We start from the raw sequence: 25683 nt of genomic DNA, 5'->3' as shown, positions 1-25683 counted from the left end.
GCCTGGGCGCATGCCGCATATCGCCTCCGCTACCAAGCCCGCCGCTGTCGACTCCCGCGCTCCCGGGGGTGCCATTGAGGTCTCCGGCCTGATCAAGACCTTCGGACGCCTGCATGCCGTTGACGGTCTGAACCTGCAGGTGCGCCGCGGCGAGGTCCACGGCTTCCTCGGCCCTAACGGCGCCGGCAAGTCCACCACGATTCGCGTGCTGCTGGGCATGTACCGCCGGAGCGCCGGGCGGGTGCGGGTGCTGGGACTCGATCCGGCGCGCGCGGCGAGCGCCATCACCCGCCGCACCGCCTACGTGCCCGGGGACGTTGCCTTGTGGCCGACCCTGACCGGGGCGCAGACCCTGGATGCCCTCGCCGTCCTGCGCGGCCGCCGCGACCGACGCCGCGAAGCGGAGTTGATCGACGCCTTCAACCTGGACCCGTCCAAGCCGGTGCACGGCTATTCCAAGGGCAACCGGCAGAAGGTGGCCCTCATCGCCGCGTTGGCCGCGCCTTGCGATCTGCTCATCCTGGATGAGCCCAGCAGCGGGCTCGATCCGCTGCAGGAGGCGATCTTCCAGGCCTGCGTACGCGCCGCCGCCGATGCGGGCCGCACGGTGCTGCTGTCCTCCCACCTGCTGGACGAGGTCGACCACGTGTGCGACGCGGTCACCATTATTAAGGACGGGCGCACCGTGGAGTCCGGCACGTTGGCCTCACTGCGGCACCTGCGTGACTCGACCATCACCTGTCGGCTGCCCGACGGCGCCCACGCGGCGCTGCCCCGGGGTACCGCCCCGCCGCCGGCGGACGGCGACGGCGTCACCCGCATGTCCGTGCCCTCCGCCGAGCTCTCGGAGACGTTGAGCGCCCTCATTGCCGCGGGCGCCCAAGGGCTCACCTGCACCCCGGCGTCCCTGGAGGACCTGTTCCTGCGGCATTACGAGGGTCAAGCGCGATGACCCCGCATCTCGCATCGAGGCGCGTCATACGCACCGCCCGTCTGCTCGCCCGTGAGGAACGTGCCTGGCTGGTAACCCTGCCGGCGGCGGTCGCCCTGTTGACCTGCCTACTCGCCCCCGGCTACGCGACCACTTACGCCACTGCCGCAGATCTGGCGCGCGCCGTGGCAGGATTGAGGATGTCAAAGACCACCGCCGCTCTGTACGGCGAGCTGCCCGCGGATGCTGACGTCGTGCAGCTCGGGGTCTGGGAGCTCGGGGCACTGACCTGCCTGCTGCTGGGGATCGTGGTGGTGCTGCGCGCGGTGGCCGTCTCCCGCGCACAGGAGGACAGCGGACGCTCGGAGCTGCTGCGCGGAGCCGGTACCGGTCCGGTCGGCGAGTTGGCCGCGTCTTGCCTGGTGCTCGCCGCTCATTGCCTTCTGCTCGGCGTGTGCGCCGGAGCGGGCATGGCGGCGTTGGATGGGGCGAACCGCGCGGATGCCCTCGCCTACGGGGCCGCGGTGTGCGGTACCTGCGCCCTGCTTGGCGCCGTTACCCTGCTGTTGGCGCAGTTCACCGCCGACGCCACCGGTGCGCGCGGCGCCGGGCTGGCTGCCCTGGGATTGCTGTATGCCGGGCACGGCGCATGGGCCGCCGAGGGCTGGGCGTGGGCCGGTGCCTGGTCGCCCTTTGCGCTGCGCAGCGCAATCGACCCCGGCGGTAAGAACGATTGGCGTCCGCTGCTGGTGGCGGGTGCGGCACTGCTGGTACTGCTCGCCGCGGCCGCGGCCGCTGTGCATCGCCGGGACCTGGGTGCCGGGTTGATTCGGATTGAGCTGCGGCGTCGACGCCCGTTGCGGGTACGCGGGCCGGTGACGCTGGCACTGCGGTTGGTGCGCGTGCAACTGCTGGCGTGGGCGGTGGCGACCGCCGCCATCGCCGGGGTGCTCACGGCCATGGGCGAGAACATGGTCGACTTCGCTCGGAAGGGCGCGGTGGACGGGGGCGTGCTCGGCTCGCAACTGGGCGGTGGCGATCCGGGCGCGGGATTCCTCGGCTACATCGGCGTGCTGGCGGCGGCGATGGCCTGCGCACAGGCGGTGGTGCTGGCCGGGCGTTTCGCCGCCGAGGAGCAATCCGGGCTGGTGGAGGCGGTGCGCGGTACCGGGGCCGGGCCGGCGCGACTGGTGGCCTCCTGGTGCCTGGTCGCTCTACTGGCGACGGCGCTTACGCTCGGCGCGACGGCTCTCGTCAGCGGGCTGGTGGGAGCCCGGTTGCTGGAAACCACCGCAAGTGACGCGCTGCGGCTCGTGGCCGGGCAGTGGCCCGCCACAGCGGCCAGCGCGGGCATCGCCGCGCTGCTGGGCGGGCTCTTGCCTCAGGCGCGGTGGCTGGCGTGGGTGCCGTTGCTCGCTGGCCTGGGAATCGCCCAGCTTGGTCCCAGCCTGAACCTGCCGCGGTCGGTCATTGATGCGGGCCTGTTCGCCCAGGCGGGCAAGGGTGCATCTACCTGGCTGCTGCTGATCGGCGTGGTCGGGGTCGCGCTGGGCGCGGTGGCGGCACACCACCGCGATCTGCGGCCCTCCGGCGGGAGGCAACCCAGCTCGGTTCGCGCGCCGCTCAGACGTTGAAACCGAGGGCGCGCAGCTGGTCGCGGCCCTCCGGGGTGATTCGGTCCGGGCCCCACGGCGGCAGCCACACCCACTGCACACGTACCTTGTCGACGATGAGGCCGAGCGCCTGCTGAACCTGTTCCTCGATCACGTCGGTGAGCGGGCAGGCGGCAGTGGTCAGGGTCATGTCGAGCACGACGGTACCGTCGGGCTCGATCGAGACGCCGTACAGCAGGCCGAGGTCGACGACGTTAATGCCCAGCTCGGGGTCGACGACGTCGCGCAGCGCCTCCTCAACAGCGGCGACGTCCACGTCTGCGATGCTGGCGGGCGTATGCTGCGCGGCCATCGGGTTGGTGGCCGGAGCGGTCTCGCTCATAACTCCTCCTGGTGAGTTCTGACAGGGGCTGTAGTCAGTGGGGCGGCCGGGCTGAATCCGGACCGCGGGGGTTCAGTTCCCCGGGGCGGCGTCCAACGGGACGCCTGCCTTCAGCAACGCATCTTTGAGCGCGATCCATCCCAACAACGCGCACTTAATGCGATTGGGGTACTTGGACACGCCCTCGAAGGCGGCGGCGTCCTCCAGCTCATTCAGCACCGAGTCGTCGACGCCACGGCCGCGCGAATGCATGAGGGAATCGAAGTCGGCCTCGAGCCGAGCTACGGTATCCAGGTCGGCCCCGGCGACGAGGTCGTGCATGATGGAGATGGAGGCCTGGGAGATGGAACAGCCGTCCCCCTCCCAGCCGATGGCTTCGACGCGCCCGTCAATCACGCGCACACCCAGCGTGACCTCATCCCCGCAGGTCGGGTTGACCTGGTGGAGGTGGAGTCGGGGGCGTCCAACGCGCCGGAGCCGTGGCGCTCACGCGAGTGGTCGAGGATTACCTGCTGATAGAGCTGATCAAGATCGTTCATGTTCACCTCTGGAAGTATCCGCGGACGGAGGCGACGGCTTCGAGGAAGCGGTCGATCTCCTCGGGCGTGGTTATCGGACCGAAGGATATGCGCGAAGAGGAAGGTACCCCGAAGTGGGCGTGAATCGGTTGGGCGCAGTGATGGCCGGTGCGCACCGCCACGCCGGCGGCATCCAGCACCTGACCGACGTCGTGCGGATGCACTCCGTCGAGAGTGAACGCGACCACGCCGAGGCGGTCGCGGGACTCAGCGGGGCCGAGGAGCCGCAGCCCGGGCACATCCGCCATGCCCCGCAGGGCCCGGTCCAGGAGCGTCTGCTCACGGGCGTACAACCGTCCCAGGTCCACCTCGGCCAGATAGTCGACGGCCGCGTGCCAGCCGGCCGCCTGTGCCAGCGGCTGGCTGCCGGCCTCAAACCGCGCGGGCGCCGGCATATAGGTGGAGGAGGCCATGGTGACGGTCTCGATCATGGAGCCGCCGGTGAGCACCGGCGGCATCGCGTCCAACAGCTCCTCGGTGGCCACCAGGGCGCCAATACCGGTCGGGCCCAGCAGCTTGTGGCTGGAAAGCACCATGGCGTCCACTCCGGCGGCGGACAGCGCCGCGAAGTCCAGGGGCAGGTGCGGAGCGGACTGGCAGGTGTCCAGCACCACCAGGGCGCCGGCGCTGCGGGCGGCGGGCAGGATCTGCTCCAGCGGGGTGACCGCGCCGGTGACGTTGGAGGCGTGAGTAAGGGCGAGCACCCGGGTGCGATCGTTGATCACGGAGATGGTCCCCGGGTCGATGCGCCCGTCCTCGGTCAGGTCCAGCCACCGCAGGGTGGCGCCGGTGCGGGCGGCCAGCTCCTGCCAGGGCACCAGGTTGGCGTGGTGCTCGGCCACGGTCACCACGATCTCGTCGCCGGGGTGAAGGCGCAGCCGGGCGGAGGGATCGGTGTCCCTCGCGGCCGGCCCGCCGTGGCTCGCCGCCCGGGACACGCTGGCGTGGCCGATGGCGAGCGCCACCAGGTTGACTGCCTCGGTGGCGTTCTTGGTGAACACCAGTTGGCTGCCGCGGGCACCTACGAAGCCGGCGACGGTGTCCCGGGCGTCCTCCCACACGGCGGTCGCCTCATCGGCCAGCTGGTAGGTGGAGCGCCCCGCGGCGCCGTTGGAACGGCGATAGAAGTCGGCCTCCGCCAGGATGACGCCGGCCGGCTTCTGGCTGGTGGCGGCCCAGTCGAGGTAGGCCAGCGGCTGGCCATTGCGGGCCGGACGTTCCAGGTAGGGGAAGTCGGCGCGCAGCGAGTCGACCTCGGCCGCGGTCAGCGGCGTGTCCGCGGCGGGGACGGCGCCCACGTGGCGCTGGGCCGACTGGGGCGTTTCGATCATTTGCGGTTGCTCTCCTGCTGGAGGAATGGGTTTTGGCGAGACGTGGGCGGATTAGGAGCGCTCAGGCGATGAAGCGGTCGTAGCCTCTTCTTCCAGCCGGTCGGCCAGGTCCGGGCCGCCCTCCTCGGCGACCTGCCCGTCCACGAACACGTGGATGTGGCTGGGCTTGATGTAACGCAGGATGCGCGTGTAGTGGGTGATCAGCAGGAAGCCGGCGTCGGAGGAGTCGTGCAGGCGGTTGACGCCCTCGGAGACGATGCGCAGGGCGTCGATGTCCAGGCCGGAGTCGGTCTCGTCCAGGATGGCGAAGCGGGGGCGCAGCAGCTCCATCTGCAGGATCTCGAAGCGCTTCTTCTCACCGCCGGAGAAGCCGGCGTTGACGTCGCGCTGGGCGAAGGCCGGGTCCATGCGCAGGTTCTCCATGGCCTGGTTGACCTGCCCGATCCACTGGCGCACCTTGGGGGCCTCACCGTCGATGGCGGTCTTGGCGGTGCGCAGGAAGTTGGACACCGTTACGCCGGGGACCTCCACGGGATATTGCATGGCCAGGAACAGGCCGGCCCGGGCGCGCTCGTCAACGGTCAGGTCCAGCAGGTTCACGCCGTCGAGCAGCACCTCACCGTCGGTGACCTCGTAGTCGGGGTGACCGGCGATGGAGTAGGCCAGGGTGGACTTGCCGGAGCCGTTGGGACCCATGATGGCGTGCACCTCGCCGGAGGCGACGGTGAGGTCGACGCCCTTGAGGATGGGCTTGGGGCCGTCGTTGGTGGCGACCTGGACGTGGAGGTTCTTGATCTCGAGAGTGCTCATCGCTGCTTGTCTTCTTCTTTATCCGTAAGGCTGATTGGTTCGTGGTTTGCCGGGGTGGCCGGGCAGATGACGCAGGGCTATACGGCCGTCGGGGCCTGCTCGCGGGCGGTGACGAGCGCGTTCAGCTCAAGCTCCTGCTCAATGGCGGCCATGAGCCGCTCCTCCACCTCCGGAACGCCGATCTCGGCGACGATCTCGTTGAAGAAGCCGAGTACCACCAGGCGGCGGGCCTCCATCTCAGGAATGCCGCGGGCGCGCAGATAGAACAGCTGCTCGTCGTCGAAGCGGCCGGTGGCGGAGGCGTGTCCGGCCCCCTCGATGTTGCCGTTCTCGATCTCCAGGTTGGGGATGGAGTCCGCCTTGGCGCCCTCGGTGAGCACCAGGTTCCGGTTGAGCTCGTAGGTGTCAGTACCGCGGGCACCGGCACCGATCAGGCAGTCACCCACCCACACCGAGTGTGCGCCCTGGCCCTGTAGAGCGCCCTTGTAGGCGACCCGAGAGTAGCAGTGCGGCTCGGTGTGGGCCACGTAGGGGCGGTGCTCCTGGTGCTGGCCGGCGTCGGTGAAATACACGCCGTAGGCGTCGATGTGCCCGCCCTCGCCCTTGAAGCCGAGGTCGGAGCAGATGCGCACGTCTCCGCCCAAAGAGACGACGACGTGCTTGAGGGTGCCGCGCCCCTCCACCCGCACGCGGTGGTTGGAGGCATGGATTGCGGCGTCCTCCCACCCCTGGATGGTTACCAGGGTCAGTTCGGCGCCGTCGGCGACGGTGGCCTCAACGGTCTGGGTCAGTGCCGCGGTGCCGCGGTGGTCGAGCACAACCGTGCCGACGGCGTCCTTCTCGGCGGCGACGCGGATGTGTTGGGCGGCAGGGTGTTCCAGGCCCGCGTCGGTGCCCGTGGTGGTCACGCGCACCGCCCGCTCCAGCCCGGCACCCGCCGGCAGGGTGACGACGGTGGAGTTGCGGAAGGCGGCCCAGGCGACGACGCCGGTGCGGTCCACGGGAGCGCCGACGACGCCCAACCGCGGGTCCTCACGGGGGACGGTCTCCACGCCGACTCCCGCCGGGGCGTCAACATCCACGCTCAGCGGATCCGCGGCGGTGCCGGCGGCAACGGCGTCGAGGTCGAACAGGGGCGCGAAGCGCTTGATGGGGGTGAAGCGCCACTCCTCCTCGCGCCCGTGAGGCGCGGGGATGTCGGCCGGGTCGAAGGAGGTGGGCCGGTCGGCGCGGGACGAGACATAGCGGCGCTGGCCGTGCGAATGGGCCCCCTCCAGCGCTGCACGCGAGTGGTCGGTTTTCAGTTCGGGCATTGGTGCTCCTTGCCGGCGCTCTGCCGGCGGCTCGTGGTCGGGGAGGGTACGGGGGTACGGCGTCAGCCGACGGAGTTCTCCATCTGCAGCTCAATGAGCCGGTTGAGCTCCAGGGCGTACTCCATGGGCAGCTCGCGGGCAATCGGCTCCACGAAGCCGCGCACGATGGTGGCCATGGCCTCGGTCTCCGTGAGTCCGCGCTGCATCAGGTAGAACAGCTGGTCGGCACTCACCTTGGAGACGGTGGCCTCGTGTCCCATCTCGACGTCGTCGGTGCGCACGTCCACGTACGGGTAGGTGTCCGAGCGGGAGATCTCATCGACCAGCAGGGCGTCGCACAGCACGTTGGACTTGGAGTGCCGGGCGTTCTTCTGCACCTGCACCAGGCCGCGGTAGCCGGAGCGGCCGCCCCCGCGGGAGATCGACTTGGACACGATGTGGCTGGAGGTGTGGGGCGCCATGTGAACCATCTTGGCGCCCGTGTCCTGGTGCTGCCCGGCGCCGGCGAAGGCGATGGACAGGGCCTCACCGCGGGCGTGGGGCCCATGAGGAAGACGGCCGGGTACTTCATGTTCCGCTTGGAGCCGATGTTGCCGTCCACCCATTCCATGGTGGCGCCCTCGGCGCAGGTGGCCCGCTGGGTGACCAGGTTGTAGACGTTGTTGGACCAGTTCTGGATGGTCGTGTAGCGCACGCGCGCGTTCTTCTTGACGATGATCTCCACGATGGCCGAGTGCAGGGAGTCGGTGGAGTAGATGGGTGCGGTGCAGCCCTCCACGTAGTGCACGTAGGAGCCTTCGTCGGCGATGATCAGGGTGCGCTCGAACTGGCCCATGTTTTCGGTGTTGATGCGGAAGTAGGCCTGCAGGGGGATCTCCACCTGCACGCCCGGCGGCACGTAGATGAAGGAGCCACCCGACCAGACGGCCGTGTTCAGAGCGGCGAACTTGTTGTCGCCGGCGGGGACGACGGAGCCGAAGTACTCCTTGAACAGTTCGGGGTACTGCTTCAGGGCGGAGTCGGTGTCCAGGAAGATGACGCCCTGCTGCTGCAGGTCCTCACGAATCTGCTCGTAGACGACCTCGGACTCGTACTGAGCGGCTACGCCGGCTACGAGGCGGTCGCGCTCCGCCTGGGGGATGCCCAGCCGGTCGTAGGTGTTGCGGATGTCCTCGGGCAGGTCCTCCCAGGAGGAGGCCGGCCTGTCCGTGGAACGCACGAAGTACTTGACCTGGTCCATGTCCAGGTCTGACAGGTCCACGCCCCACGTGGGCATGGGCTTACGCTTGAAAATCTCGTAGGCCTTCAGCCGTTTCTGCAGCATCCATTCGGGTTCGCCCTTGAGTGCGGAGATCTCGCGGACCACCTGTTCGTCCAAGCCGCGCCGGGCGGACAGACCGGCGGCGTCGGAGTCGCGCCAGCCGTACTCATAGGTTTCAGAGATCGAGTCGATGATCTCGTCGTCGCTACTGCGCACGGTTTCCGTCACGGGTGCTGTCATCAGTTTCCTTCCGTTGTACGGGGCCGACGGCTCCGCTGATCTGCCGCCCGGACCGCGCGCTTGCGCAGGGTGGGCATGGCGATAGGTACATGGGTGGTGCACACGTGCTCGCCGCCGGCGAGAGTGGCCAGGCGTTGCACGGGCACGCCGAGCAGACGGGCGAAGGTGCGGGTCTCGGCGTCGCATAGCTCGTGGAAGTGTCCGGCGACGTCGCGCACCGGGCAGTGGCCCTGACACAGTTGCACCGCAAAGGTGCCATCGCCCACGTCGCGGACCGTGGCGGCGTAGCCGTCCAGGGTCAGGGCGTCCGCCAGAGCGCGTGCCCGGTCGGCGGGGTCCTTGCCGGCAGCCTCCACGATCGGCATGTAGCGGCGCTCGAGATCACGCCCACGGGAAGCGGCGAAGGAGTCAACGGCCTTTTCCCCACCGATCTGCGAGAGGTAGGACAGGGCACGGTTGGCCAGTTCCGAGTAGCCCTCTCCGAAGGTGGTGCGGGCTTGGGCGGTGGCGACGTAGAAGCGTGCGGGGCGGCCGCGACGGCGTTTGCCGCCGGAAGAAGGGGCGTGGGCCTCAATCTCACCGTTCTGCTCCAGGGCGGTGATGTGGCGCCGCACGGCCGCGGGGGTCAGATCCAGAACCTTGGCCAGTTGTGCGGCGGATACAGGGCCCTTCTCGGCGATAAGGTCAAGGACCCGGGAGCGGGTCGAGTCGTCGTCTGGCTGACCCATGGTTGGCTCCTCTCCGCGGCTGCGCGATGCGGTAGCGGAGCTCCGGTCGACTCCGCCTGCGTGCACCAGATTTTAACGAACATCTTTGTTCCCAAATTCCGGTCTCGCAAGTTTCTGCCGCGGCGTCGGCACGTGCGATGGAGCACGTTGCCGGTCAGCGCTGCAGCTCAACCGTTTTGCGTGCACAAACCACCGGCCCGGAGGCACTCACCAAACCTCCGGACCACTGTGGTCCGCGCTCCTGCCGGACACGCCAGCCTGGCTGTCAAGTGCGCGCCATGAGTTCAACCTGTTCCCAAAGCAACGGGTCGGGCGCGGTGCGTGGCGTTCCCGGGTCCGGTGCGGCCACAGAGGCTGTGAGTACTGTTCCCCGCAGGCAAGGCAGTCTCGGGCCGACCAGTCTGGTTCCCTGGTGGCAGGGGGTCGCCGCCGGGGTGCCTGGTGCCGGCATGTCCCACCCCGCCCGCCTGCCGCAGACAAGACCTACTCCCATACGCTCGCCGGCACTGCCTTGGTCTCGGACTCGGACCACCCGCATCCAGTTGGACCGCCCGCCTGCGGTTGGACCGTCTGTCTGCGGTTGGACCGTCTGTCTGCGGTTGGACTGCCTCAGACCCACTCTCAGACGGTCCAATTGAAGAAACCCGGTCCAAGTGCAAGAGCGCGGTCCAACTGAAGAAACCCGGTCCAAGCGCAGAAACGCAGTCTGAGCCGAGGGGGTTGACAGCAGGCCTGCCCACTACACACCAGGGCTAAGCACCACGCTCGAGCCGATATCCCGTGGCTCGGCACGGGGCTGAGGTGGGAGGGGCCGTGCTCGGGCAGGCGGGGACGCTTTCGGGCAGGCGGGGACGCTTTCGGGCCGGCTGGGTCGGTGTCGCTTCCGGGCCGGGGCCAATCGAGGACGCGGGTTAGACCTCCAGGACGCCGGCCGGCCGTCGAGAACGCCCTCCCGGGCAGACTCTTGGAGGGTCGGACCACGTCCTCGCGGGCCAGCCCACGTCCTCGAACCAGCCCGCCCACCCGACAGCCACCGCGCACACCCGAACACGACACCAGACCACCGCCCCGGGCCAGAACCGCCACACGGGCGCCACACCCTCAAACCCGAAGAGCCACATAACCGGAACGCCCCTACCGTCAGGGTCGGTCGAAGCTCCCGTCGAGATCACCACACGAGATGGCGGCCCGGACGCCTCATGGACCTCCGGGCCGCCGCTGCGCGTGGCCGGTCAGCGCATCCGCTACGGCCGTTGCGCGAGCTCGATCGCGGCCCATGGCAGTGGGTCGGGCGCGGTGCCGACGAAGGCGCCGTCGACGACGTCGTTGAATCCCGTGAGAATCCACTGCCCGTCACGCAGCCGGAACAGCTGGCCGGCGTACAGGTGCTCGGGGCGCACGTACCGCGCGGCGGCGACGTTCCAGGGGCCCAGCGGCCCCTCCCCCTCGGCGATCCACACGCACCCGGGCCCCGGGTCGGCCTGCATGTCCTGCCCGCAGGAGAACACCAGCAGGTGCCGACCATTCACACAGCGGGACTGGCTGACCTCCAGCTGGCCGAAGGCGCTCGGTTCGGTCAGCGGGGGCAGTACCTCCCAATGATCGAGATCGTCAGAGACGGCATGTCCGATCACCCCTGCACGCTTGCGGTCCACGCCGCGGGCGCGGGCGGTGATCAGCATGTGCCAGCGCCCGGCGTGGCGGAACACGAAGGGATCCCGCCACGGTTCGTCGAAGCCGGATTCCGGGTTCCACTTCTCATACCAGCGCCCATCCGCCTCGAGCGGCTGCACGCAGCAGCGCTCGAAGGTGACGCCGTCGGCGGAGTCCGCCCAACCGATCCGCTGCACCATGCCGCGCTCCGCACGGGAGATGCCCGTGTAGAACACGCGCATGCCGCCGTCGGGCTTCATGACGGTGCAGCCGGTCCAGATGGCCTGGTCGTCGAAGGCCGGTCCGTCGGAGTGCACCAGGCGTCTGGAAGCAGCCGCCAGTTGCGCGCATCGTCGGAGATGGCGTGCCCCAGGGCGGCGCGCCAGTGGCGCCGGTCGGGATTGTGCAGCGCCCGGGAGGCCCGCAGGAAGAACAGGTGGTAGTACTCGCCGTCGTCTGCGAGCCAGTGATCCCAGAGCCAATGGTCTGCCAGCGCCAGTGCCATTGCTCACCCCTTTACCGCGGTGCCCGCGAGCGACTGCACAAAGGACCGCTGGAAGATGACGAAGATGATCAGCACGGGCAGGGTGATCAGCGTGCCGTAGGCCATGATCTGCCCCCACACGGGGTTGAGCTGGAAGAAGTACTGCATTCCGACGCTCACCGGACGCATGGACTCCTGCTGCACCACCATTAGCGGCCACAGGTAGGAGTTCCACGCGGGCAGCATGGTGATGATCGCGACCGTTGCAAATGTGGGGCCTGACAGCGGGACGATGATCTTGCGGTAGATGGTCCACCAGCTCGCACCGTCCACCCGCGCCGCCTCGTCGATCTCCTTGGGGATGTCACCGAAGTGCTGGGCGAACAGGAAGATGGCCAGGGCGTTGGCGATGTAGGGCAGGATCTGCACCTGGTAGGTGTTGAGCATGCCCTGCTTGAGCAGGAAGCCGTCGACGGCCCACTGGATGGAGGGCAGCTTCGCCACCCAGAACACCAGCGGGACGGCGATGGTCTCGAAGGGCACCATCAGCGTCGCCAGCACCAGGGAGAGCACGATGTTCTTGCCCTTCCACCGCATGCGCGAGATGGCGAAGCCAATCATGGAGTTGACGATCAGGCCCAGGCCCACGATCGCCACGGTTACGATCACCGAGTTGGCGATGAAGCGTCCGGCGGGTACGCGATCGAACACGCCCGCGTAGTTGTCCAGGCTCAAATCCCCCACCGGCAGGAACGCCTTGAGCGAGCCGAGGTCGGCGAAGATCTGGCTGTCGCTCTTGAAGGAGGAGAAGATCATGAACAGCAGGGGGAAGACGGCGACTATGGCCGCCACGGTCAGCCCGATGTAGGTCAGGACCTTGGAGCGGCGTTTGGTGGCGAGGCGGCCTCGCCGGCGAGAGGAGCGCTCCACAGAGGGGGCGTTACTGCTTTTGGTCACTGCCGTGGTCATGTCAGTCACTCTCCCTGGTGAGGCGGCGCTGGATCAGGCTGATCACCAGCACGGCGATGAAGAAGATCAGTGAGATCGCGCTGCCGTAGCCCATGTCCTGCTCCCGGTAGCCCTTGCGCACGGCGTGGTAGACGAGCGTGGAGGTGGCGTCCTGCGGGCCGCCTGAGGTCATGACGTCGACCTGCACGAACAGTCCGAGTGCGGCGATGGTAATGGTGACCAGGATGAACACCATGGTGGAGTGCAGCCCGGGCCAGGTCACGTAGCGGAAGCGCTGCCAGCCGTTGACGCCGTCCAGGGCGGCCGCCTCGTACAGCGCCGGGTCGATGCCCTGCAGCCCTGACAGCCAGATGATCATGTGCAGGCCGACGGCCTGCCAGATGGACAGCACGATGATGGCTGGCATGGCCGTGCCGGGGTTGTTCAGCCAGGCGACGGCGGACCAGCCGCCGCCGGTGAGGGTGTTGAGCACGGAGTTGAACAGACCGTTGTCCTGGTAGAAGAAGCTCCACAGGATGGAGACGACCACCATGGAGGTGACCACCGGCATGAAGATCATGGTGCGGAAGGCCGTCACCCCCTTGACCTTCTGGTTGACCAGGATCGCCAGCGCCAAGGCAAGCCCAGACTGACACGGCACCACGATGAGCGCGAAGAAGGCCGTGTTGGTCAGTGAGCGGATAAAGGTCGGGTCCGCGCTGAAGGCACGAATGAAGTTGTTCAGTCCGATGAACTCGGGCGGGTTCGGCGAGATCAAGCGTGCGTTAGTGAAGCTCAGCACGAATGTCAGCACGATCGGGATGCCCAGGAACAGCAGGAGCAGCAGCAGAGCCGGCGAGGACATCAGCCAGGCCGTGCGCGCCTCCTTGCGCAGCGCGGCAGAGCGCCCGCCGCGCAGCTTCGCAGGTTTCACGGATGCGATGGACATGAGCATCAGCCCTGTTGGTAGCCGTTGTTGGACTTGATGTCGGCGTCGATGTCCTTGACCGCCTGGTCGAGGGTGGACTTCACGTCGGCGCCGGACACGATGTCGCGGGCGGCCTTGTCGAAGATCGAGGAGATCACCTTGTACCCGGGCGTGGCGGGACGCAGCAGCGCGTACTTGGTGCCGATCTCGTAGACGGGCTCGAGCGCACCACCCTCGGCGTAGTACTCGGTGCTGGGCGTAGCCGAGGGCACGGAGGGGAAGTTGCCAATCGCGTTGGAGTACTCGACCAGGTACTCGTCTCGCATGAGGAACTCGATGAACGCGTTGGCCGCCGTCGGGTTGGAGCTGGTGGCGGAAACGCCCCACTGCCAGGAGCCGCCGCCCACGTGCGCGCCCTGGCCGAAGTCGACGGGCGGGAGGATGAGGACCTCGTCCTCACCGAAGGTCTCCTGCGACTGGAGCACCTTCCAACCACCGGCGTAGTAGAGCGGGACCTTACCCTGCAGGAAGTCCTGCCCGTCCGTGGCGGGAGTCTGCGAGGCGTAGCCATTGGTGAAGCAGGAGCGGAACCACTCGCCCCACTGCACGGCGGCGTCACCGTTGAGGAAGCCCTCGGCGGTGGCGAAGGTCTCCCGGTCGATCAGGTCACCGCCGAAGGACTGGAGCATGGGGGCATAGGCGTAGGGCCACCACTCCGCGGTGTCCGCTACCGAGAAGTCAATGGCGTACTCGTAGTCGGGCAGCTCGGCCAGCTTGGCCAGGGCGTCGTCGAACTCGTCCTTGGTCCAGGGCTTGTCAATCGTGGGGATCGGGACGTCGGCGGCCTCGAAGGCGGACTTGCGGCCCAGGAAGCACAGGGAGGTGTCGTAGGGCCCCACCGAGTACAGGGTGTCGTTCCAGTAGCCCTTGGCGGAGTCGATGATGCTCTCCTCCAGCTCGGAGGAGATCTGCAGCGGGGCGAGGTAGCCGGCCCAGGCCCAGTTGGGCATGATGGGGCCGTCCAGGTCGAGGATGTCGGGCAGGTCGCCGGCCACGGCCGCGGCGGCGATGGAGTCGTTGTAGGAGGCCTGCGGATAGTCCTTAATCTCGACGGGGGTGTCGGGGTTGGCCGCGTTGAAGGCGGCGACCGCCTTCTTGACGACGGCGAGCTCCTCCTTGTTGCCGCCGTTGTGGGTCCACAGGCTGATGGTGCCGGAGGAGGCGGATCCGGAGCTGCCCTGCTGGGAGGAGCAGGCGGCGAGGGTTGCGGCCACGGCGGCGGTGGCGCCGAGGCCTAGGAAGGTGCGGCGGGAGGTGGACATGGAACACTCCTTCGTGTGTCATTGCGATGGTTAACCGGGATGGTTGACCGGGATCGGGGCGATCCCGGGGCTTAGTGGGAGGGCCGGGCCCTCAGCGGTCTCAGGCTCCGACGGGCGCCGGAGCGGTGGAGTCGCGGATAATGAGCTGGCAGGGGAAGCGGTGGGTGGCGACCGGGTCGGGCAGGTCACCCGTAATGAGACGGCGCACCAGCCAGTCGGCCATCTCGTAGTGGGGCAGCCGCATGGTGGTCAGTTGCGGCGACAGGTTGGTGGAGATCAGCCGCAGGTCGTCGAAGCCGACCACGGACAGGTCCTCCGGTATGGACAGGCCCAGCGCGGCGGCCACGCGATACACACCCGCGGCCATGCCGTCGTTGTAGCAGAACACGGCGGTGGGACGATCCGTCCGCTCGAGCAGGAGCCGGGCGGAGGCGTCGGCCCCCTCGGGGTTATTGCCGCCGCTGATCACGAGGGAGGGATCGGGGGTGATTCCCGCCTCGCGCAGCGCGTCCTCGTAGGCGGTGCGCCGCAGCCCGATGGCGATGGTGGTGTCGTCGTGGGTGATGTGCCCGATCCTGCGGTGCCCCAGGTCCAGCAGGTGGGTCACGGCGTCCCGGGCGGCAGCCTCCTCATCCGGTACGACGCCGACGACGTCATCCCGATCCGCGAAGCCGTTCAGCACCGCCACATTGTTCAGTTCGGCGGGGACGTGCACCTGCTGGTGGTACATCGCGGCATGGACGATTACGTCCACTCGGCGCGAGCGCAGCTCGCGCACGGCCCGGCGGGTCTGTTCCGCATCTCCCCCGGAGTCGGTCAGTAGCACAGACCAGCCGAGTTCCCGACTGGCGGTGAGGATGGCGTCGATCATGGCAACCGCATAAGGGGTTGACAGCACGCTCTCGCCGAGCACCCCGACGGTGTGGGTGCGCCGGTTGCGCATGCCGCCGGCCAGCGCATCACGCACATAGCCGAGTTCGTCGGCCGCCGCGCGTACGCGTGCAGCGGTCTGCGCCGAGACCCGTCCCTTCGCCTTGCCGGAAAGCACCAATGAGGCAGCAGCAGTGGAGACCTGCGCGGCATCCGCAACATCGGCGAGAGTCGTCATCGCTCCTCCTGTCAGCTCATCAGCGAGCCGGGCTGTTTCGCCCGTTGGCATGAGTGTGCGACCCTCGACGAAGTTAAGTCAATCGATTAACGTCACGGATAGATATAGCTAAGGTGCGAGTCACGGGACATGGCCGCTCAGCCGTTGGCAGTGGCCCAGCTGCGCGCCCCGCGCACCAGGCATTCGGACCCGTCAGCAGAGCACCTCGTCGCCGCCGCCACCGGCACGGTTCGGGCGTCTAGTCGACCGAAGCGGAATCGGCCGCGTCGGCGCCACGGTGGGATGCGTACACGCCGCGGCGCCGCTCCAGGGCGGCCCGGATAAGTCCGGCGAACAGGGGGTGGGCGTGGGTGGGGCGCGACTTGAACTCCGGATGCGCCTGTGTGGCCACGTAATAGGGGTGCAGCGACCTATCGAGCTCAACGAACTCGGCCAACTGCCCGTCCGGGGAGGTACCCGAGATGTGCAGCCCCGCCTCCTCCAGCCGCTCGCGGTAGGCACCATTGACCTCGAAACGGTGCCGGTGCCGTTCGGATACCTCGGTGGCGCCGTAGGCCTCCGCGACCAGGGAGCCGGACGTGAGCACCGCCGGATAGGCGCCCAGGCGCATGGTCCCGCCCAGGTCTCCCCCACCGGTGACGAAGCGGCGCTGGGAGTCCAGGGTGGTGACCACCGGGTCGGGCGTGTCCGGCTCCATCTCGGTGGAGGAGGCGCCGCTCAGGCCCAACAGGTTGCGGGACGCCTCGATCACCATGCACTGCAGTCCCAGGCACAGGCCGAGCGTGGGCACCTGGTGCTCGCGGGCCCAGCGGAGGGCACCCACCTTGCCCTCGATGCCGCGCACCCCGAAGCCGCCGGGGACTACGACGGCACCGACCCCGGCCAGGCACCGCTGGGCTCCCTCGGGCGTCTCGCAGGTGTCGGAGGCGATCCAGCGGATGTCCACATGAGCGTCGCAGGCGAAGCCGCCGTGCCGGATCGCCTCGGTGACGGACAGGTAGGCGTCGTGCAGGTCGATGTACTTGCCGACGAGCGCCACCTCCAGGCGGTGCTTCGGGGCGTGCACCCGTTCCAGCAGGGCGTTCCACTCGGTCCAATCCACATCCCGGAAGGCCAGGTTCAGGCGCTGGACCAGGTAGCGTCCAGGCCCTCACGGTGCAGGGTGGGCGGCACCTCGTAGATGCTGTCGACGTCTCTGCACTCCACGACGGCGTCCCGCTCGACGTCGCACATGAGCGAGACCTTGCTCTTAATACCGTCCGGCAGGGGCCGGTCGGTGCGCAGCACGAGCGCGTCGGGCTGAATGCCGATGCTGCGCAGTGCGGCCACCGAGTGCTGCGTGGGCTTGGTCTTGAGCTCGCCGGCCGCGGGCAGGAAGGGGATCAGGGATACGTGCACGAAGGCGACGTTGTCCCGCCCCAGGTCGGCGCGCACCTGCCGGGCGGCCTCCAGGAAGGGCTGGGACTCGATGTCGCCCACGGTGCCGCCGATCTCGGTGATGATCACGTCGGGGACGGCGCCGTTCTCATCCGGCTCCGCCTGGGCGCGCATGACCCGCTTGATCTCGTCGGTAATGTGCGGGATGACCTGGACGGTGTCCCCCAGGTACTCCCCGCGCCGCTCCTTGGCGATCACGGTGGAGTAGATCTGACCGGTGGTGGCGTTGGCGGCCCCGGACAGGTTCACGTCGAGGAAGCGCTCATAGTGGCCGATGTCCAGATCGGTTTCGGCCCCGTCCTCGGTCACGAAGACCTCCCCATGTTGGAAGGGGTTCATCGTGCCCGGGTCGACGTTGATGTACGGGTCGAGCTTCTGCATGGCGACGCTGATGCCGCGAGACCGCAGCAGGCGCCCCAGGCTGGAGGCGGTCAGACCCTTGCCGAGAGAGGATACGACACCGCCGGTGACGAAGATGTGGCGGGGGATGGCGGGGGTCTTCCCGCCCGGACGTGCAGGGGTGTGGTTCACGGACCTCCAACGTAGCACCTAGATGAAACACGCCCGACGCATACGTCCTCCAGCGACTGTCCGGCGACCGCCCACTTCAGCCGGGCCGGTACCTACATGTCCAGGCCGTACAGGATGGTGCCGCGGGTGGCGGTGTACCCCAGGTCAAGAAACAGGTCGACGGCGCCGCTCGGGTCGTCGGACTCGAATCCGGCCGCGGCATACTCCATGCCGTCGGCCGCATAGGCGCGCATGACGGCGCACAGGAGCGCCGGTCCGACGTCGCGGGGGCGGTAGTCGGCCAACACGCCGATCACATCGGTGTAGCCCTCCCGCCAACCGAGCGCCTCCCAGTCCTGCTCGTAGCGGCTGGAGAGCGCATAGCCGGCCACCCGGGCACGGTCCCCGGATCGGTCCAGCGCCACGAAGCTCCACTGGGGCGCGAAGTAGGCGCGCCCGGCTCGCCACTCCTCCGGGCTCATGCTGCCGCCGCCGGAGTCGGCGAAGGCCTGGTTGTGGGCGCGGCGCACGGCGTCGTCGAGTTCCTCCGCCCACGGCTCAATGGTCAGAAAGCCGTCCAGGTCCACCTCCGGGATGGGCTCGGCCAGCGAACGGCGCACCTCCCGATACCAGCGACGCGGTTCGAAGCGCAGTTCGGCCAGGTGGTCCTTCATCCGCTCATCGTCTTCCAGAACCGTGGTGACGATGTGTGCGGGCGCGGTGGCGGCCGCGGACCCCGCGGATACGCCAGCCCGCTCGGCACCGATCAGGTGGCGGGCCCGCTCGGTCTGCCAGTGCAGCAGCGCCACCCCGATGCCGCGACGGCGCCACTGCGGATCCACCGTCCCGGTCATAGAGGCATAGATCTCCCCGGCCGGTCGCAGTCGCACCAGCCCGAAGGCGCGCATGACCCCGTTCTCATCCCGGCCGGCCACCCCAGAATAGGTGGGGTCCACAAAGTACTCGGCGGTCTCCTGGGCGCTGGTGCGGTACGGGGGGTTGTCCGCCGCCTCGGAACGGGCGATCAACTCGGCCAGCTCGGCATTGTCGCGCGGACCCAGTGGCGCCCAGGTGAGCATGCGGGGCAGCGCAGAGCGCGGGCCGGGACGAAGCATCGACCAAGGACCGCCCGGGCCGGTGCGGCGCGTTGAGCCGTAAACAGGTGTCATATGCGTCTCCTTCGACGAGACCGGGCCGATTTTAAGGGTACGGGCAAATGGCTCAGGCGTCGATGCGTTCGCGATCGATGTCAGCGGCGCCCTCAATGATGAAGTCGCGTCGCGGCTCCACGTTGGAGCCCATGAGCAACTCGAACACGTTCTCCGCCTCGGCCAGTTCAGCCTCATCACTCAGGGTGATGCGCCGCAGGGTGCGGTGCTCGGGCTCCATGGTGGTCTCGGCCAGCTGGTGGGCGTCCATCTCCCCCAGGCCCTTGTATCGCTGCGGCTCCTTGAAGGTGCGGCCCTGCTTCTCCAGCTTGCGCAGCGTGGTGACCAGTTCCTCGTCGGAGTAGGTATAAATGACCTCGCGCTTGCGTCGCCCCTGGGCGGAAACCTCGATGCGGTGCAGCGGGGGAACGGCGGCGAAGACCCGACCGGCCTCGATCATGGGGCGCATGTAGCGGAAGAAGAGTGTAAGCAGCAGAGTGCGGATGTGGGCGCCGTCGACGTCGCGTCGGTCATGAGGATGACCTTGCCGTAGCGGGCGGCGTCCAAGTCGAAGGTGCGCCCCGAACCGGCCCCGACCACCTGAATGATGGCGGAGCACTCGGCGTTGCGCAGCATGTCCGCCTGGGAGGCCTTCTGCACGTTGAGGATCTTGCCGCGGATGGGCAGCAGGGCCTGGAACTCGCTGTTGCGGGCGTTCTTGGCGGTCCCCAGGGCCGAATCGCCCTCGACGATGAACAGCTCGGAGGAGGCGACGTCGTCGGAGCGGCAGTCGGCCAGCTTGGCGGGCAGGGTGGAGGTCTCCAGGGCCGTCTTGCGGCGAGTGATCTCCTTGTGCATGCGGGCGGATACGCGGGCGCGCATCTCCCCGACGATCTTCTCCTGCAGGGCGCGCGACTGGGTCTTCAGGTCCCGTTTGGAGGAGGTCAGCAGGGCGGTGAGTTCCTTCTCCACCACTCGCGCGACGATCTGCCGCACGGGCGCGGTTCCCAGCACTTCCTTGGTCTGTCCCTCGAACTGAGGCTCGGGCACGCGCACGGTGATGACAGCCGTCATCCCGGCCAGGATGTCGTCCTTCTCGATGCGCCCGTCGCGGCTGGTCACCTTCAGCGCGCGGGAATTGGCGTCGATCTGCTTGCGCAGCACCTTGGTGACGGCCTGCTCGAAGCCGGTCAGGTGGGTGCCGCCCATGGGGGTGGCGATGATGTTGACAAAGGAACGCTCGGTGGTGTCGTAGCCGATGCCCCAGCGCAGGGCGACATCCACGGTGCAGGTGCGCTCCACCTCGGTGGGCCGCAGGTGCCCGCTGCGCTTATCGAGCTGCTGGACGGTCTCGGTGTAGGTGCCCTCGCCGGTCAGGCGGAAGGTGTCGGTAACGGAACCGTCGGTGGCCAGGAAGTCGACGAAGTCGGCGGTGCCGCCCTCGGCGTGGAAGACCTCCGTCCCCTCCCGCTCCGCAGCACCCGCGGTGAACAGGTCTCCCGCCGACGCCGAGGCGTGCGCGGCCTTGACGCTCAGAGCCGGGTCGCCTGCGGCGGGGCCGGAGGCGGCGGCGATCGCCTCCGGGGCGCGCTCGTCGGTGAGGGTGAGGGTGAGCCCGGGCACGAGGAAGCTGGTCTGCCGCAGCCGGGCGCGCAGGGCGGTGATGTCGTACTGGGCGGGTGCGGGGAAGATCTCCGGGTCGGCCCAGTAGCGCACCCGGGTGCCGGTGACGCCGCGGCGCACCTTGCCCACCACGCGCAGCTGGGAGGCCTCGGTGTATTCCGCGAAGGGGGCGGCGGGAGTGGGGCCGGCGGCAGGATCGGTGAAGACGCCGGGTACGCCGCGCCTGAAGCTCATGGCATAGGTCTTGCCGCCGCGGTCCACCTCCACGTCCATGCGCGCACTCAGGGCGTTGACCACGCTGGCGCCCACGCCGTGCAGGCCGCCGGCCGAGCCGTAGGAGCCGCCACCGAACTTCCCCCCAGCGTGCAACTTGGTGTAGACCAGCTCGACGCCGGTCAGGCCGGAGGAGGGCTCGACGTCCACCGGCACGCCCCGTCCGGTGTCCCGCACCTCGATGGAGCCGTCGGCGTGGACCACCACGTCAATGCGATCGCCGTAGCCTTCCAGGGCCTCGTCCACGCCGTTGTCGATGATCTCCCACACGCAGTGCATCAAGCCCCGCTGGTCGGTGGAGCCGATGTACATGCCAGGGCGCTTGCGTACGGCCTCGAGCCCCTCCAGGACGGAGAGGTGGCGGGCGGAGTAGGACTGGGAGGAATCTGGCACGCCCCGAACTTAGCCGATTACGGGGGCGGGAGCGGAAACCCGCGCCGTTGCCGCGGATGTGGCATTCGTCCGGAGCCGGGACCGGCGGGTCCGCGACCAGCGGTCGGATTCCCGCCGTTCGCCGTGGGCGCAGGGGGTGCGCCCCGGGCGGAAATGGGCTGCCCGGCGTTGGCGGAGGGGCCGGATGATGGTGGAATCGAGCCATGAGCACGACAACTCCAATCTCCCCCACGGTCGCCGCTCCGACGACCGCGCCCGCACAGGCCACCGGCCCCTCCGCGGCGACCGAGACGCGTCCGCTCACCACCGCCGATCGTTGCGATGTCTGCGGTGCACAGGCGTACCTGCGCGTGGTTCTCGCCTCCGGAGAGCTGCTGTTCTGCGCCCACCACGGCAACGCTCACCGGGATGCCCTCGAGCACCAGGCCCTGTTCATCCAGGATGAGTCCGACCGCCTGACCCGCCCCGACGAGGTCGCCTGACCGACTGTCGACCGCCGGCGTGTCTGCCGGCTTATCCCGACTTGCTGCCTACGCCCTCTGGCCGGATCGGCCAGAGGGCGTAGTAGTGGTGCACGGGGCCGTGTCCGTGGCCGACGCCGAGCGTATCGGCGTGCGCGAGCGCCCCGGTCAGGTACGTCTTGGCGTCCCGTACCGCCGCAATCCAGTCGTCCCGCTGCGGACGCAGGGCGGCGACGGCGGCCGACAGCGTGCAGCCCGTGCCGTGGGTGTTGTGAGTGTGCACGCGCCGACCGGGCAGCAGCACCGTGCCGTCGGCGTCGGCGTACACGTCGGCGGCATGCACGGCCAGGTGGCCGCCCTTGAGCAGTACCCGCCGCACGCCGGAGGCGAGCAGCGCCTCCGCCTGGCGACGCATCTCGGTGGTGTTCACGGCCGGCTCGCAGCCCAGCAGTGCGGCCGCTTCCGCCAGATTCGGGGTGATCAGGTCCGCCCGTGTGCACAGGCGGCGCAGCGCCGCCAGGGCGCCGGCGCCCAGCAGGCGGTCCCCGGAGGTGGCCACCATGACCGGGTCCAGGACGGTGTTGGCCAGACCGGGCAGGTACTCCCCCACCGCTTCGGCCAGGTCGGTGGTGGCGAGCATGCCGATCTTGGTGCGTCGGGGGTGATGTCCGCCAACAGTGTGTCCAGTTGCAGGCGCACGAAGTCCGCGGGCACGGCGTGCACGCCGGCGACTCCACGGGTGGACTGGGCGGTCAGCGCCGTCACCACGCTCATGCCGTAGGCGCCGAGGGCCCCCATGGTCTTCAGGTCCGCCTGGATGCCGGCGCCCCCGGAGGGGTCGGATCCGGCAATGGTCAGTGCCCTGGGGATCGGGGCGGTCATGGCCGGGCCTCCCACGCCTCACGCAGCTGCTGTGCGGCCTCCCGCGGATCATCCGCCCGGCAGATGGCGGATACGACGGCGGCCCCGGCCAGTCCGCCGGCGCGCAGGGCGGGCAGATCGGCTGCGGTGACACCACCGATGGCGACGCACGGCAGGTCGATGCAGGCGGCCAGGCGCGAGACGCCATGCACGCCCAGCCCAGGCGGGGAGTCGGCCTTGGTGGCGGTGGCCCGCACGACACCGATGCCCACATGATCACACACGTCCTCCTCCTGCGCCGCACGCAGCTCCTCGGGGGCGGCGGCGGACAGGCCCAGGTAGGCGCCGTCGCCAATGAGCTCGCGCACCACGGCGGCAGGCAGATCGCTCTGGCCCACGTGCACGCCCGCCACCGGCGCCCCCAGGCGGCGGGCAGCCAGGAACACGTCGACGCGGTCGTTGACGATCACCGGGACCGCTTCGCCCACGGCGCGGGCTACGGCGAGCACCTGGGTGAGGAAGTCGGCACCGCCGGCGTGCTTGGCGCGCACCTGCACGCAGGTGGCACCGCCGGCTACGGCGCCCGGGCCGTGTCGGCGACGGTGCGGCCTCGGGAGCCGCACTGGTCGCGTCGGTGACCAGGTAGACCCGCAGGTCGGGAGCGGGCCTCATGAGATCGGGACCCTGGCGACGTCGTCGGCATCCAGGGCGTAGAGGGCGTCCAGGAGGGCGATCTGGAAGGAGCCGGGACCCGCGGCGGTCTCGGCGGCAATCTCGGCCGCCGCACTGTAGACGGCGTGACCGGCCACGGTTGCGGCGTGGGCATCGGCACCTACGGTGCGTCCGGCGGCGATGAACCCGGCCACCAGGGCGCCCAGGGCGCAGCCGCCCCCGGTGACGCGGGTCAGCAGGGCGGAGCCCCCGCCCACCCGGGTTACTCGGGCGCGTCGACGACGGCGTCAACGGGACCGGAGATGGCGATGACGGCACCGGTCCGCGCCGACAGTGCCCGGGCGGCATCCAGGGCGGAATCCACGGTGTCGGCGGTCTCCACCCCACGCCCGCCGGCACCGCCCGCGGCCAGGGCGATGATCTCCGAGCGTTGCCACGGATAACGGTGGCTGCTCATCCAGCAGCCGGTGAGCGAGCCCGGTGCGGTGAACCAGGGTGCCGACGCCAACCGGGTCCAGCACCCAGGGGACGGCGGCGACGCGCGCGGCGACGGCGGCCTCCAAAGCGGCGGCGCGCTGTTCAGGCTGGGGCGTGCCAGATTGATCAGCAGGGCGGAGCGCCGGCGGCAAAGGGACCCGCCTCCCCGGTGATGTCAACCATGGCGGGCGCGGCCCCGACGGCCAGAAGCACATTGGCGGTGAAGTTCGTGGCGACCGCGTTGGTGATGCAGGCCACCAGTGGCGTATCGGCACGCAAGGCCTGCAGCAAAGCCGCGGGGCCCGAGGACGGTGCCGCAGCCGCCGGGCGTTCCTTCGGATGCGTGTTGATACACGCGTGCTGCGTCATGCGACATCCCTTCGTCAGCATTATCTGAACAGGTTCAACGGGTTTGTTCTCAGCCTTGCGGCACCCCGTGTCGTGGGCACAACGATAGCAAGCAGAAGGCCGCCCCGGAACCGGGTGGTTCCGGGGCGGTTGGGCTGCGGGCCGATGCGATGGTCTGCGGCTCAGTCGTCCAGGTAGTCGCGCAGCACCTGGGAGCGGCTGGGGTGACGCAGCTTGCTCATGGTCTTGGACTCGATCTGGCGGATACGCTCGCGGGTCACCCCATAGACCTTGCCGATCTCGTCCAGCGTCTTGGGCTGGCCGTCGGTCAGGCCGAAGCGCATGGAGACCACGCCCGCCTCCCGTTCGGACAGGGTGTCCAGGACGGCGTGCAGCTGCTCCTGCAGCAGCGTGAAGGACACGGCGTCGGCGGGAACAACGGCCTCGGAGTCCTCGATCAGGTCCCCGAACTCGCTGTCGCCGTCCTCACCGAGCGGGGTGTGCAGGGAGATGGGCTCGCGCCCGTACTTCTGCACCTCGACGACCTTCTCGGGCGTCATGTCCAGTTCGACGGCGAGCTCCTCCGGGGTGGGCTCGCGCCCCAGGTCCTGCAGCATCTGCCGCTGGACGCGGGCGAGCTTGTTGATGACCTCGACCATGTGGACGGGGATGCGGATGGTGCGCGCCTGGTCCGCCATGGCGCGGGTGATGGCCTGGCGGATCCACCAGGTGGCGTAGGTGGAGAACTTGTAGCCCTTGGTGTAGTCGAACTTCTCCACGGCGCGGATCAGACCGAGGTTGCCTCCTGGATCAGGTCCAGGAAGAGCATGCCGCGGCCGGTGTAGCGCTTGGCCAGGGAGACGACCAGGCGCAGGTTGGCCTCCAGCAGGTGGTTCTTGGCGCGCTGGCCGTCCTGAGCCACCCAGTGCAGCTCGCGGCGGTACTTGGCGTCCAGGTCGTTGCCCTCGGTGGCCAGCAGGTGCTCGGCGTACAGACCCGCTTCAATGCGCTTGGCGAGCTCGACCTCCTGCGCGGCGTTGAGGAGGGCGACCTTGCCGATCTGCTTTAGGTAGTCCTTGACTGGGTCCGCGGTGGCGCCGGCGGTGACGACCTTCTGTGCGGGCTCGTCGCCCTCGTCGGAGTCGGAGACCGTGAAGGAGCCGTCCTTGTCCTTATCCCCCTTGGACTTCCGCGACTTCTTGTTGGCCGCCTTCTCCGCCTCTTCCCGGCGGATGCGGTCCAGCTCGCCGGTCAGGGCGGCGATGGAGGGGTTCATCTTGATTCCCTTGATCACCCAACCGCGGAAGATGTAGCCGTTCTGGGTGAGGAACTCACGGGCGACGACGGGCTCCTCCTCGCCGGGGATGATGAAGCGGGGCACCGGCCCGTGCCCATAGGGGGCCAGGGTGATCGGGTCCTCCAGGGTGCCGTCACCGGAGATCTCCAGGCCCTCGACGACGGTGCGGCTGCGCACGAACAGGGTGGCGCCGGGCGCCAGCCGCACGTTCTTCAGCGCGGCGGGAGTGTTGAAGGGGTGGCGCTTGGTGCCGTCGCCGTTCTCCTCCAAGGACACGTCCAGGTAGTAGTCGCGCAACTCGGGGGCAGGGGCCTCAGATTCCTCGGAGTCCTCCGGCTCGTCCGCATCGGAGTCCTCTTCATCCTCGTCGACGTCGTCGTCAACGTCGTCCTCCACCAAGTCGTCGTCCTCATCCTCTACGAGGTCGTCCTCCTCGTCGAGGTCGTCCAGGTCGACGTCCTGCTTCTCCTCAAGGGCCTCGTCAACGTCGTCGGCGAATTCGACACGCTCCCGCCTGGTTGTGGGAGCAGGAGCAGCTGTGGAAGTAGCCACG

General features: G+C 68.9%; 20 protein-coding genes, 6 pseudogenes and 1 riboswitch. Of the genes and pseudogenes, 3 read left to right on the top strand and 23 right to left on the bottom strand.

Features of this window, described 5'->3' with window-relative positions:
- Nucleotides 1-10 precede the first annotated feature (10 nt).
- Together BW737_RS11500 and BW737_RS11495 are read left to right on the top strand one after the other, a co-directional pair.
- Nucleotides 11-952 (top strand): ABC transporter ATP-binding protein, encoded by a 942-nt coding sequence (locus BW737_RS11500; protein WP_086615162.1) that lies wholly within the window; start codon nucleotides 11-13, stop codon nucleotides 950-952.
- Complete coding sequence (locus BW737_RS11495; protein ID WP_086615161.1) at nucleotides 949-2565, top strand: hypothetical protein; 1617 nt, start codon at nucleotides 949-951, stop codon at nucleotides 2563-2565. The genes BW737_RS11500 and BW737_RS11495 overlap by 4 nt, the downstream gene beginning before the upstream one ends.
- Here the strand turns inward: BW737_RS11495 and BW737_RS11490 are convergent.
- The 17 genes and pseudogenes from BW737_RS11490 to BW737_RS11420 all read right to left on the bottom strand — a co-directional run bounded on the left by BW737_RS11490 (nucleotide 2555) and on the right by BW737_RS11420 (nucleotide 21014).
- Complete coding sequence (locus BW737_RS11490; RefSeq protein WP_086615160.1) at nucleotides 2555-2926, bottom strand: metal-sulfur cluster assembly factor; 372 nt, start codon at nucleotides 2924-2926, stop codon at nucleotides 2555-2557. The genes BW737_RS11495 and BW737_RS11490 overlap by 11 nt on opposite strands.
- A 72-nt stretch (nucleotides 2927-2998) precedes the next feature.
- A pseudogene (sufU, locus tag BW737_RS11485) lies at nucleotides 2999-3465 on the bottom strand (Fe-S cluster assembly sulfur transfer protein SufU).
- A gap of 2 nt (nucleotides 3466-3467) precedes the next feature.
- Entirely contained in the window at nucleotides 3468-4835 is a 1368-nt protein-coding gene (locus tag BW737_RS11480) for an aminotransferase class V-fold PLP-dependent enzyme (protein WP_086615159.1), read from the bottom strand.
- Between the two features lie 61 nt (nucleotides 4836-4896).
- Nucleotides 4897-5645: pseudogene (gene sufC / locus BW737_RS11475) on the bottom strand (Fe-S cluster assembly ATPase SufC).
- A 77-nt stretch (nucleotides 5646-5722) separates the two neighbouring features.
- Complete coding sequence (gene sufD, locus BW737_RS11470; protein ID WP_086615157.1) at nucleotides 5723-6958, bottom strand: Fe-S cluster assembly protein SufD; 1236 nt, start codon at nucleotides 6956-6958, stop codon at nucleotides 5723-5725.
- A 62-nt stretch (nucleotides 6959-7020) separates the two neighbouring features.
- Nucleotides 7021-8459, bottom strand: a pseudogene (sufB, locus tag BW737_RS11465) (Fe-S cluster assembly protein SufB).
- A complete protein-coding gene (locus tag BW737_RS11460; RefSeq protein ID WP_086615156.1) occupies nucleotides 8459-9187 on the bottom strand; it encodes a helix-turn-helix transcriptional regulator in 729 nt (242 codons plus the stop codon). The pseudogene sufB and the gene BW737_RS11460 overlap by 1 nt, the downstream one beginning before the upstream one ends.
- Nucleotides 9188-10431: 1244 nt before the next feature.
- Nucleotides 10432-11157, bottom strand: a complete 726-nt coding sequence (locus tag BW737_RS11455; RefSeq protein ID WP_257210772.1) for a glycoside hydrolase family protein — start codon at nucleotides 11155-11157, stop codon at nucleotides 10432-10434.
- Nucleotides 11097-11345, bottom strand: coding sequence for a glycoside hydrolase family protein (locus BW737_RS18610; protein ID WP_257210771.1), 249 nt, complete (start codon nucleotides 11343-11345; stop codon nucleotides 11097-11099). The genes BW737_RS11455 and BW737_RS18610 overlap by 61 nt, the downstream gene beginning before the upstream one ends.
- Nucleotides 11346-11348: 3 nt before the next feature.
- Nucleotides 11349-12293, bottom strand: coding sequence for a carbohydrate ABC transporter permease (locus BW737_RS11450; protein WP_086615155.1), 945 nt, complete (start codon nucleotides 12291-12293; stop codon nucleotides 11349-11351).
- Nucleotide 12294: 1 nt separating this feature from the next.
- Nucleotides 12295-13206 carry a carbohydrate ABC transporter permease gene (locus tag BW737_RS11445; protein WP_257210770.1) on the bottom strand — a complete coding sequence of 304 codons (912 nt, stop codon included), beginning with the start codon at nucleotides 13204-13206 and terminating at the stop codon, nucleotides 12295-12297.
- A gap of 20 nt (nucleotides 13207-13226) precedes the next feature.
- The gene (locus BW737_RS11440; RefSeq protein WP_086615154.1) at nucleotides 13227-14522 is read right to left on the bottom strand and encodes an extracellular solute-binding protein; all 1296 of its coding nucleotides are present in this window, start codon (nucleotides 14520-14522) and stop codon (nucleotides 13227-13229) included.
- Between the two features lie 100 nt (nucleotides 14523-14622).
- Nucleotides 14623-15630, bottom strand: coding sequence for a LacI family DNA-binding transcriptional regulator (locus tag BW737_RS11435; RefSeq protein ID WP_086615153.1), 1008 nt, complete (start codon nucleotides 15628-15630; stop codon nucleotides 14623-14625).
- A 238-nt stretch (nucleotides 15631-15868) separates the two neighbouring features.
- Nucleotides 15869-17598 (bottom strand): annotated as a pseudogene (locus BW737_RS11430) (CTP synthase).
- 92 nt (nucleotides 17599-17690) lie between these two features.
- Entirely contained in the window at nucleotides 17691-18746 is a 1056-nt protein-coding gene (locus tag BW737_RS11425) for a GNAT family N-acetyltransferase (RefSeq protein WP_086615152.1), read from the bottom strand.
- A gap of 52 nt (nucleotides 18747-18798) precedes the next feature.
- Complete coding sequence (locus BW737_RS18605; RefSeq protein WP_257210769.1) at nucleotides 18799-19194, bottom strand: hypothetical protein; 396 nt, start codon at nucleotides 19192-19194, stop codon at nucleotides 18799-18801.
- Nucleotides 19182-21014, bottom strand: a complete 1833-nt coding sequence (locus BW737_RS11420) for an ATP-binding protein (RefSeq protein WP_257210768.1) — start codon at nucleotides 21012-21014, stop codon at nucleotides 19182-19184. The genes BW737_RS18605 and BW737_RS11420 overlap by 13 nt, the downstream gene beginning before the upstream one ends.
- A 203-nt stretch (nucleotides 21015-21217) precedes the next feature.
- On the opposite strand from BW737_RS11420, the gene BW737_RS11415 reads away from it, so the two are divergent.
- Entirely contained in the window at nucleotides 21218-21496 is a 279-nt protein-coding gene (locus tag BW737_RS11415) for a DUF7455 domain-containing protein (RefSeq protein ID WP_086615151.1), read from the top strand.
- A 31-nt stretch (nucleotides 21497-21527) separates the two neighbouring features.
- Here the strand turns inward: BW737_RS11415 and thiD are convergent.
- From thiD to BW737_RS19160, 6 genes and pseudogenes are all read right to left on the bottom strand, one after another.
- Nucleotides 21528-22357: pseudogene (thiD, locus tag BW737_RS11410) on the bottom strand (bifunctional hydroxymethylpyrimidine kinase/phosphomethylpyrimidine kinase).
- Nucleotides 22354-22887 (bottom strand): thiamine phosphate synthase, encoded by a 534-nt coding sequence (locus tag BW737_RS11405; RefSeq protein WP_257210767.1) that lies wholly within the window; start codon nucleotides 22885-22887, stop codon nucleotides 22354-22356. Before BW737_RS11405 ends, thiD begins: the two are co-directional and overlap by 4 nt.
- Nucleotides 22888-23004: 117 nt before the next feature.
- Nucleotides 23005-23265 (bottom strand): hydroxyethylthiazole kinase, encoded by a 261-nt coding sequence (locus BW737_RS20245; RefSeq protein WP_257210766.1) that lies wholly within the window; start codon nucleotides 23263-23265, stop codon nucleotides 23005-23007.
- Nucleotides 23266-23270: 5 nt separating this feature from the next.
- Nucleotides 23271-23465 carry a hydroxyethylthiazole kinase gene (locus BW737_RS20240; protein WP_257210765.1) on the bottom strand — a complete coding sequence of 65 codons (195 nt, stop codon included), beginning with the start codon at nucleotides 23463-23465 and terminating at the stop codon, nucleotides 23271-23273.
- Nucleotides 23466-23611: 146 nt separating this feature from the next.
- Nucleotides 23612-23854 (bottom strand): hydroxyethylthiazole kinase, encoded by a 243-nt coding sequence (locus BW737_RS20235; RefSeq protein WP_257210764.1) that lies wholly within the window; start codon nucleotides 23852-23854, stop codon nucleotides 23612-23614.
- A riboswitch (TPP riboswitch) is annotated at nucleotides 23844-23932 on the bottom strand. It overlaps the preceding gene by 11 nt.
- 83 nt (nucleotides 23933-24015) lie before the next feature.
- Nucleotides 24016-25682: pseudogene (locus tag BW737_RS19160) on the bottom strand (RNA polymerase sigma factor).
- Between the last annotated feature and the right edge of the window lies 1 nt (nucleotide 25683).

This window comes from Actinomyces ruminis (assembly GCF_002154335.2).
GTDB lineage: Bacteria > Actinomycetota > Actinomycetes > Actinomycetales > Actinomycetaceae > Actinomyces > Actinomyces ruminis.
This window is presented reverse-complemented; position numbering and strand designations above follow the sequence as displayed.

Coding starts and splice junctions, on each gene's coding strand:
- BW737_RS11500 (WP_086615162.1), top strand. CDS start 11: ATGCCGCATATCGCCTCCGCTACCAAGCCCGCCGCTGTCGACTCCCGC.
- BW737_RS11495 (WP_086615161.1), top strand. CDS start 949: ATGACCCCGCATCTCGCATCGAGGCGCGTCATACGCACCGCCCGTCTG.
- BW737_RS11490 (WP_086615160.1), bottom strand. CDS start 2,926: ATGAGCGAGACCGCTCCGGCCACCAACCCGATGGCCGCGCAGCATACG.
- BW737_RS11480 (WP_086615159.1), bottom strand. CDS start 4,835: ATGATCGAAACGCCCCAGTCGGCCCAGCGCCACGTGGGCGCCGTCCCC.
- sufD (WP_086615157.1), bottom strand. CDS start 6,958: ATGCCCGAACTGAAAACCGACCACTCGCGTGCAGCGCTGGAGGGGGCC.
- BW737_RS11460 (WP_086615156.1), bottom strand. CDS start 9,187: ATGGGTCAGCCAGACGACGACTCGACCCGCTCCCGGGTCCTTGACCTT.
- BW737_RS18610 (WP_257210771.1), bottom strand. CDS start 11,345: ATGGCACTGGCGCTGGCAGACCATTGGCTCTGGGATCACTGGCTCGCA.
- BW737_RS11450 (WP_086615155.1), bottom strand. CDS start 12,293: ATGACCACGGCAGTGACCAAAAGCAGTAACGCCCCCTCTGTGGAGCGC.
- BW737_RS11440 (WP_086615154.1), bottom strand. CDS start 14,522: ATGTCCACCTCCCGCCGCACCTTCCTAGGCCTCGGCGCCACCGCCGCC.
- BW737_RS11435 (WP_086615153.1), bottom strand. CDS start 15,630: ATGACGACTCTCGCCGATGTTGCGGATGCCGCGCAGGTCTCCACTGCT.
- BW737_RS11425 (WP_086615152.1), bottom strand. CDS start 18,746: ATGACACCTGTTTACGGCTCAACGCGCCGCACCGGCCCGGGCGGTCCT.
- BW737_RS18605 (WP_257210769.1), bottom strand. CDS start 19,194: ATGCGCCCCATGATCGAGGCCGGTCGGGTCTTCGCCGCCGTTCCCCCG.
- BW737_RS11415 (WP_086615151.1), top strand. CDS start 21,218: ATGAGCACGACAACTCCAATCTCCCCCACGGTCGCCGCTCCGACGACC.
- BW737_RS20240 (WP_257210765.1), bottom strand. CDS start 23,465: ATGAGCAGCCACCGTTATCCGTGGCAACGCTCGGAGATCATCGCCCTG.
- BW737_RS20235 (WP_257210764.1), bottom strand. CDS start 23,854: ATGACGCAGCACGCGTGTATCAACACGCATCCGAAGGAACGCCCGGCG.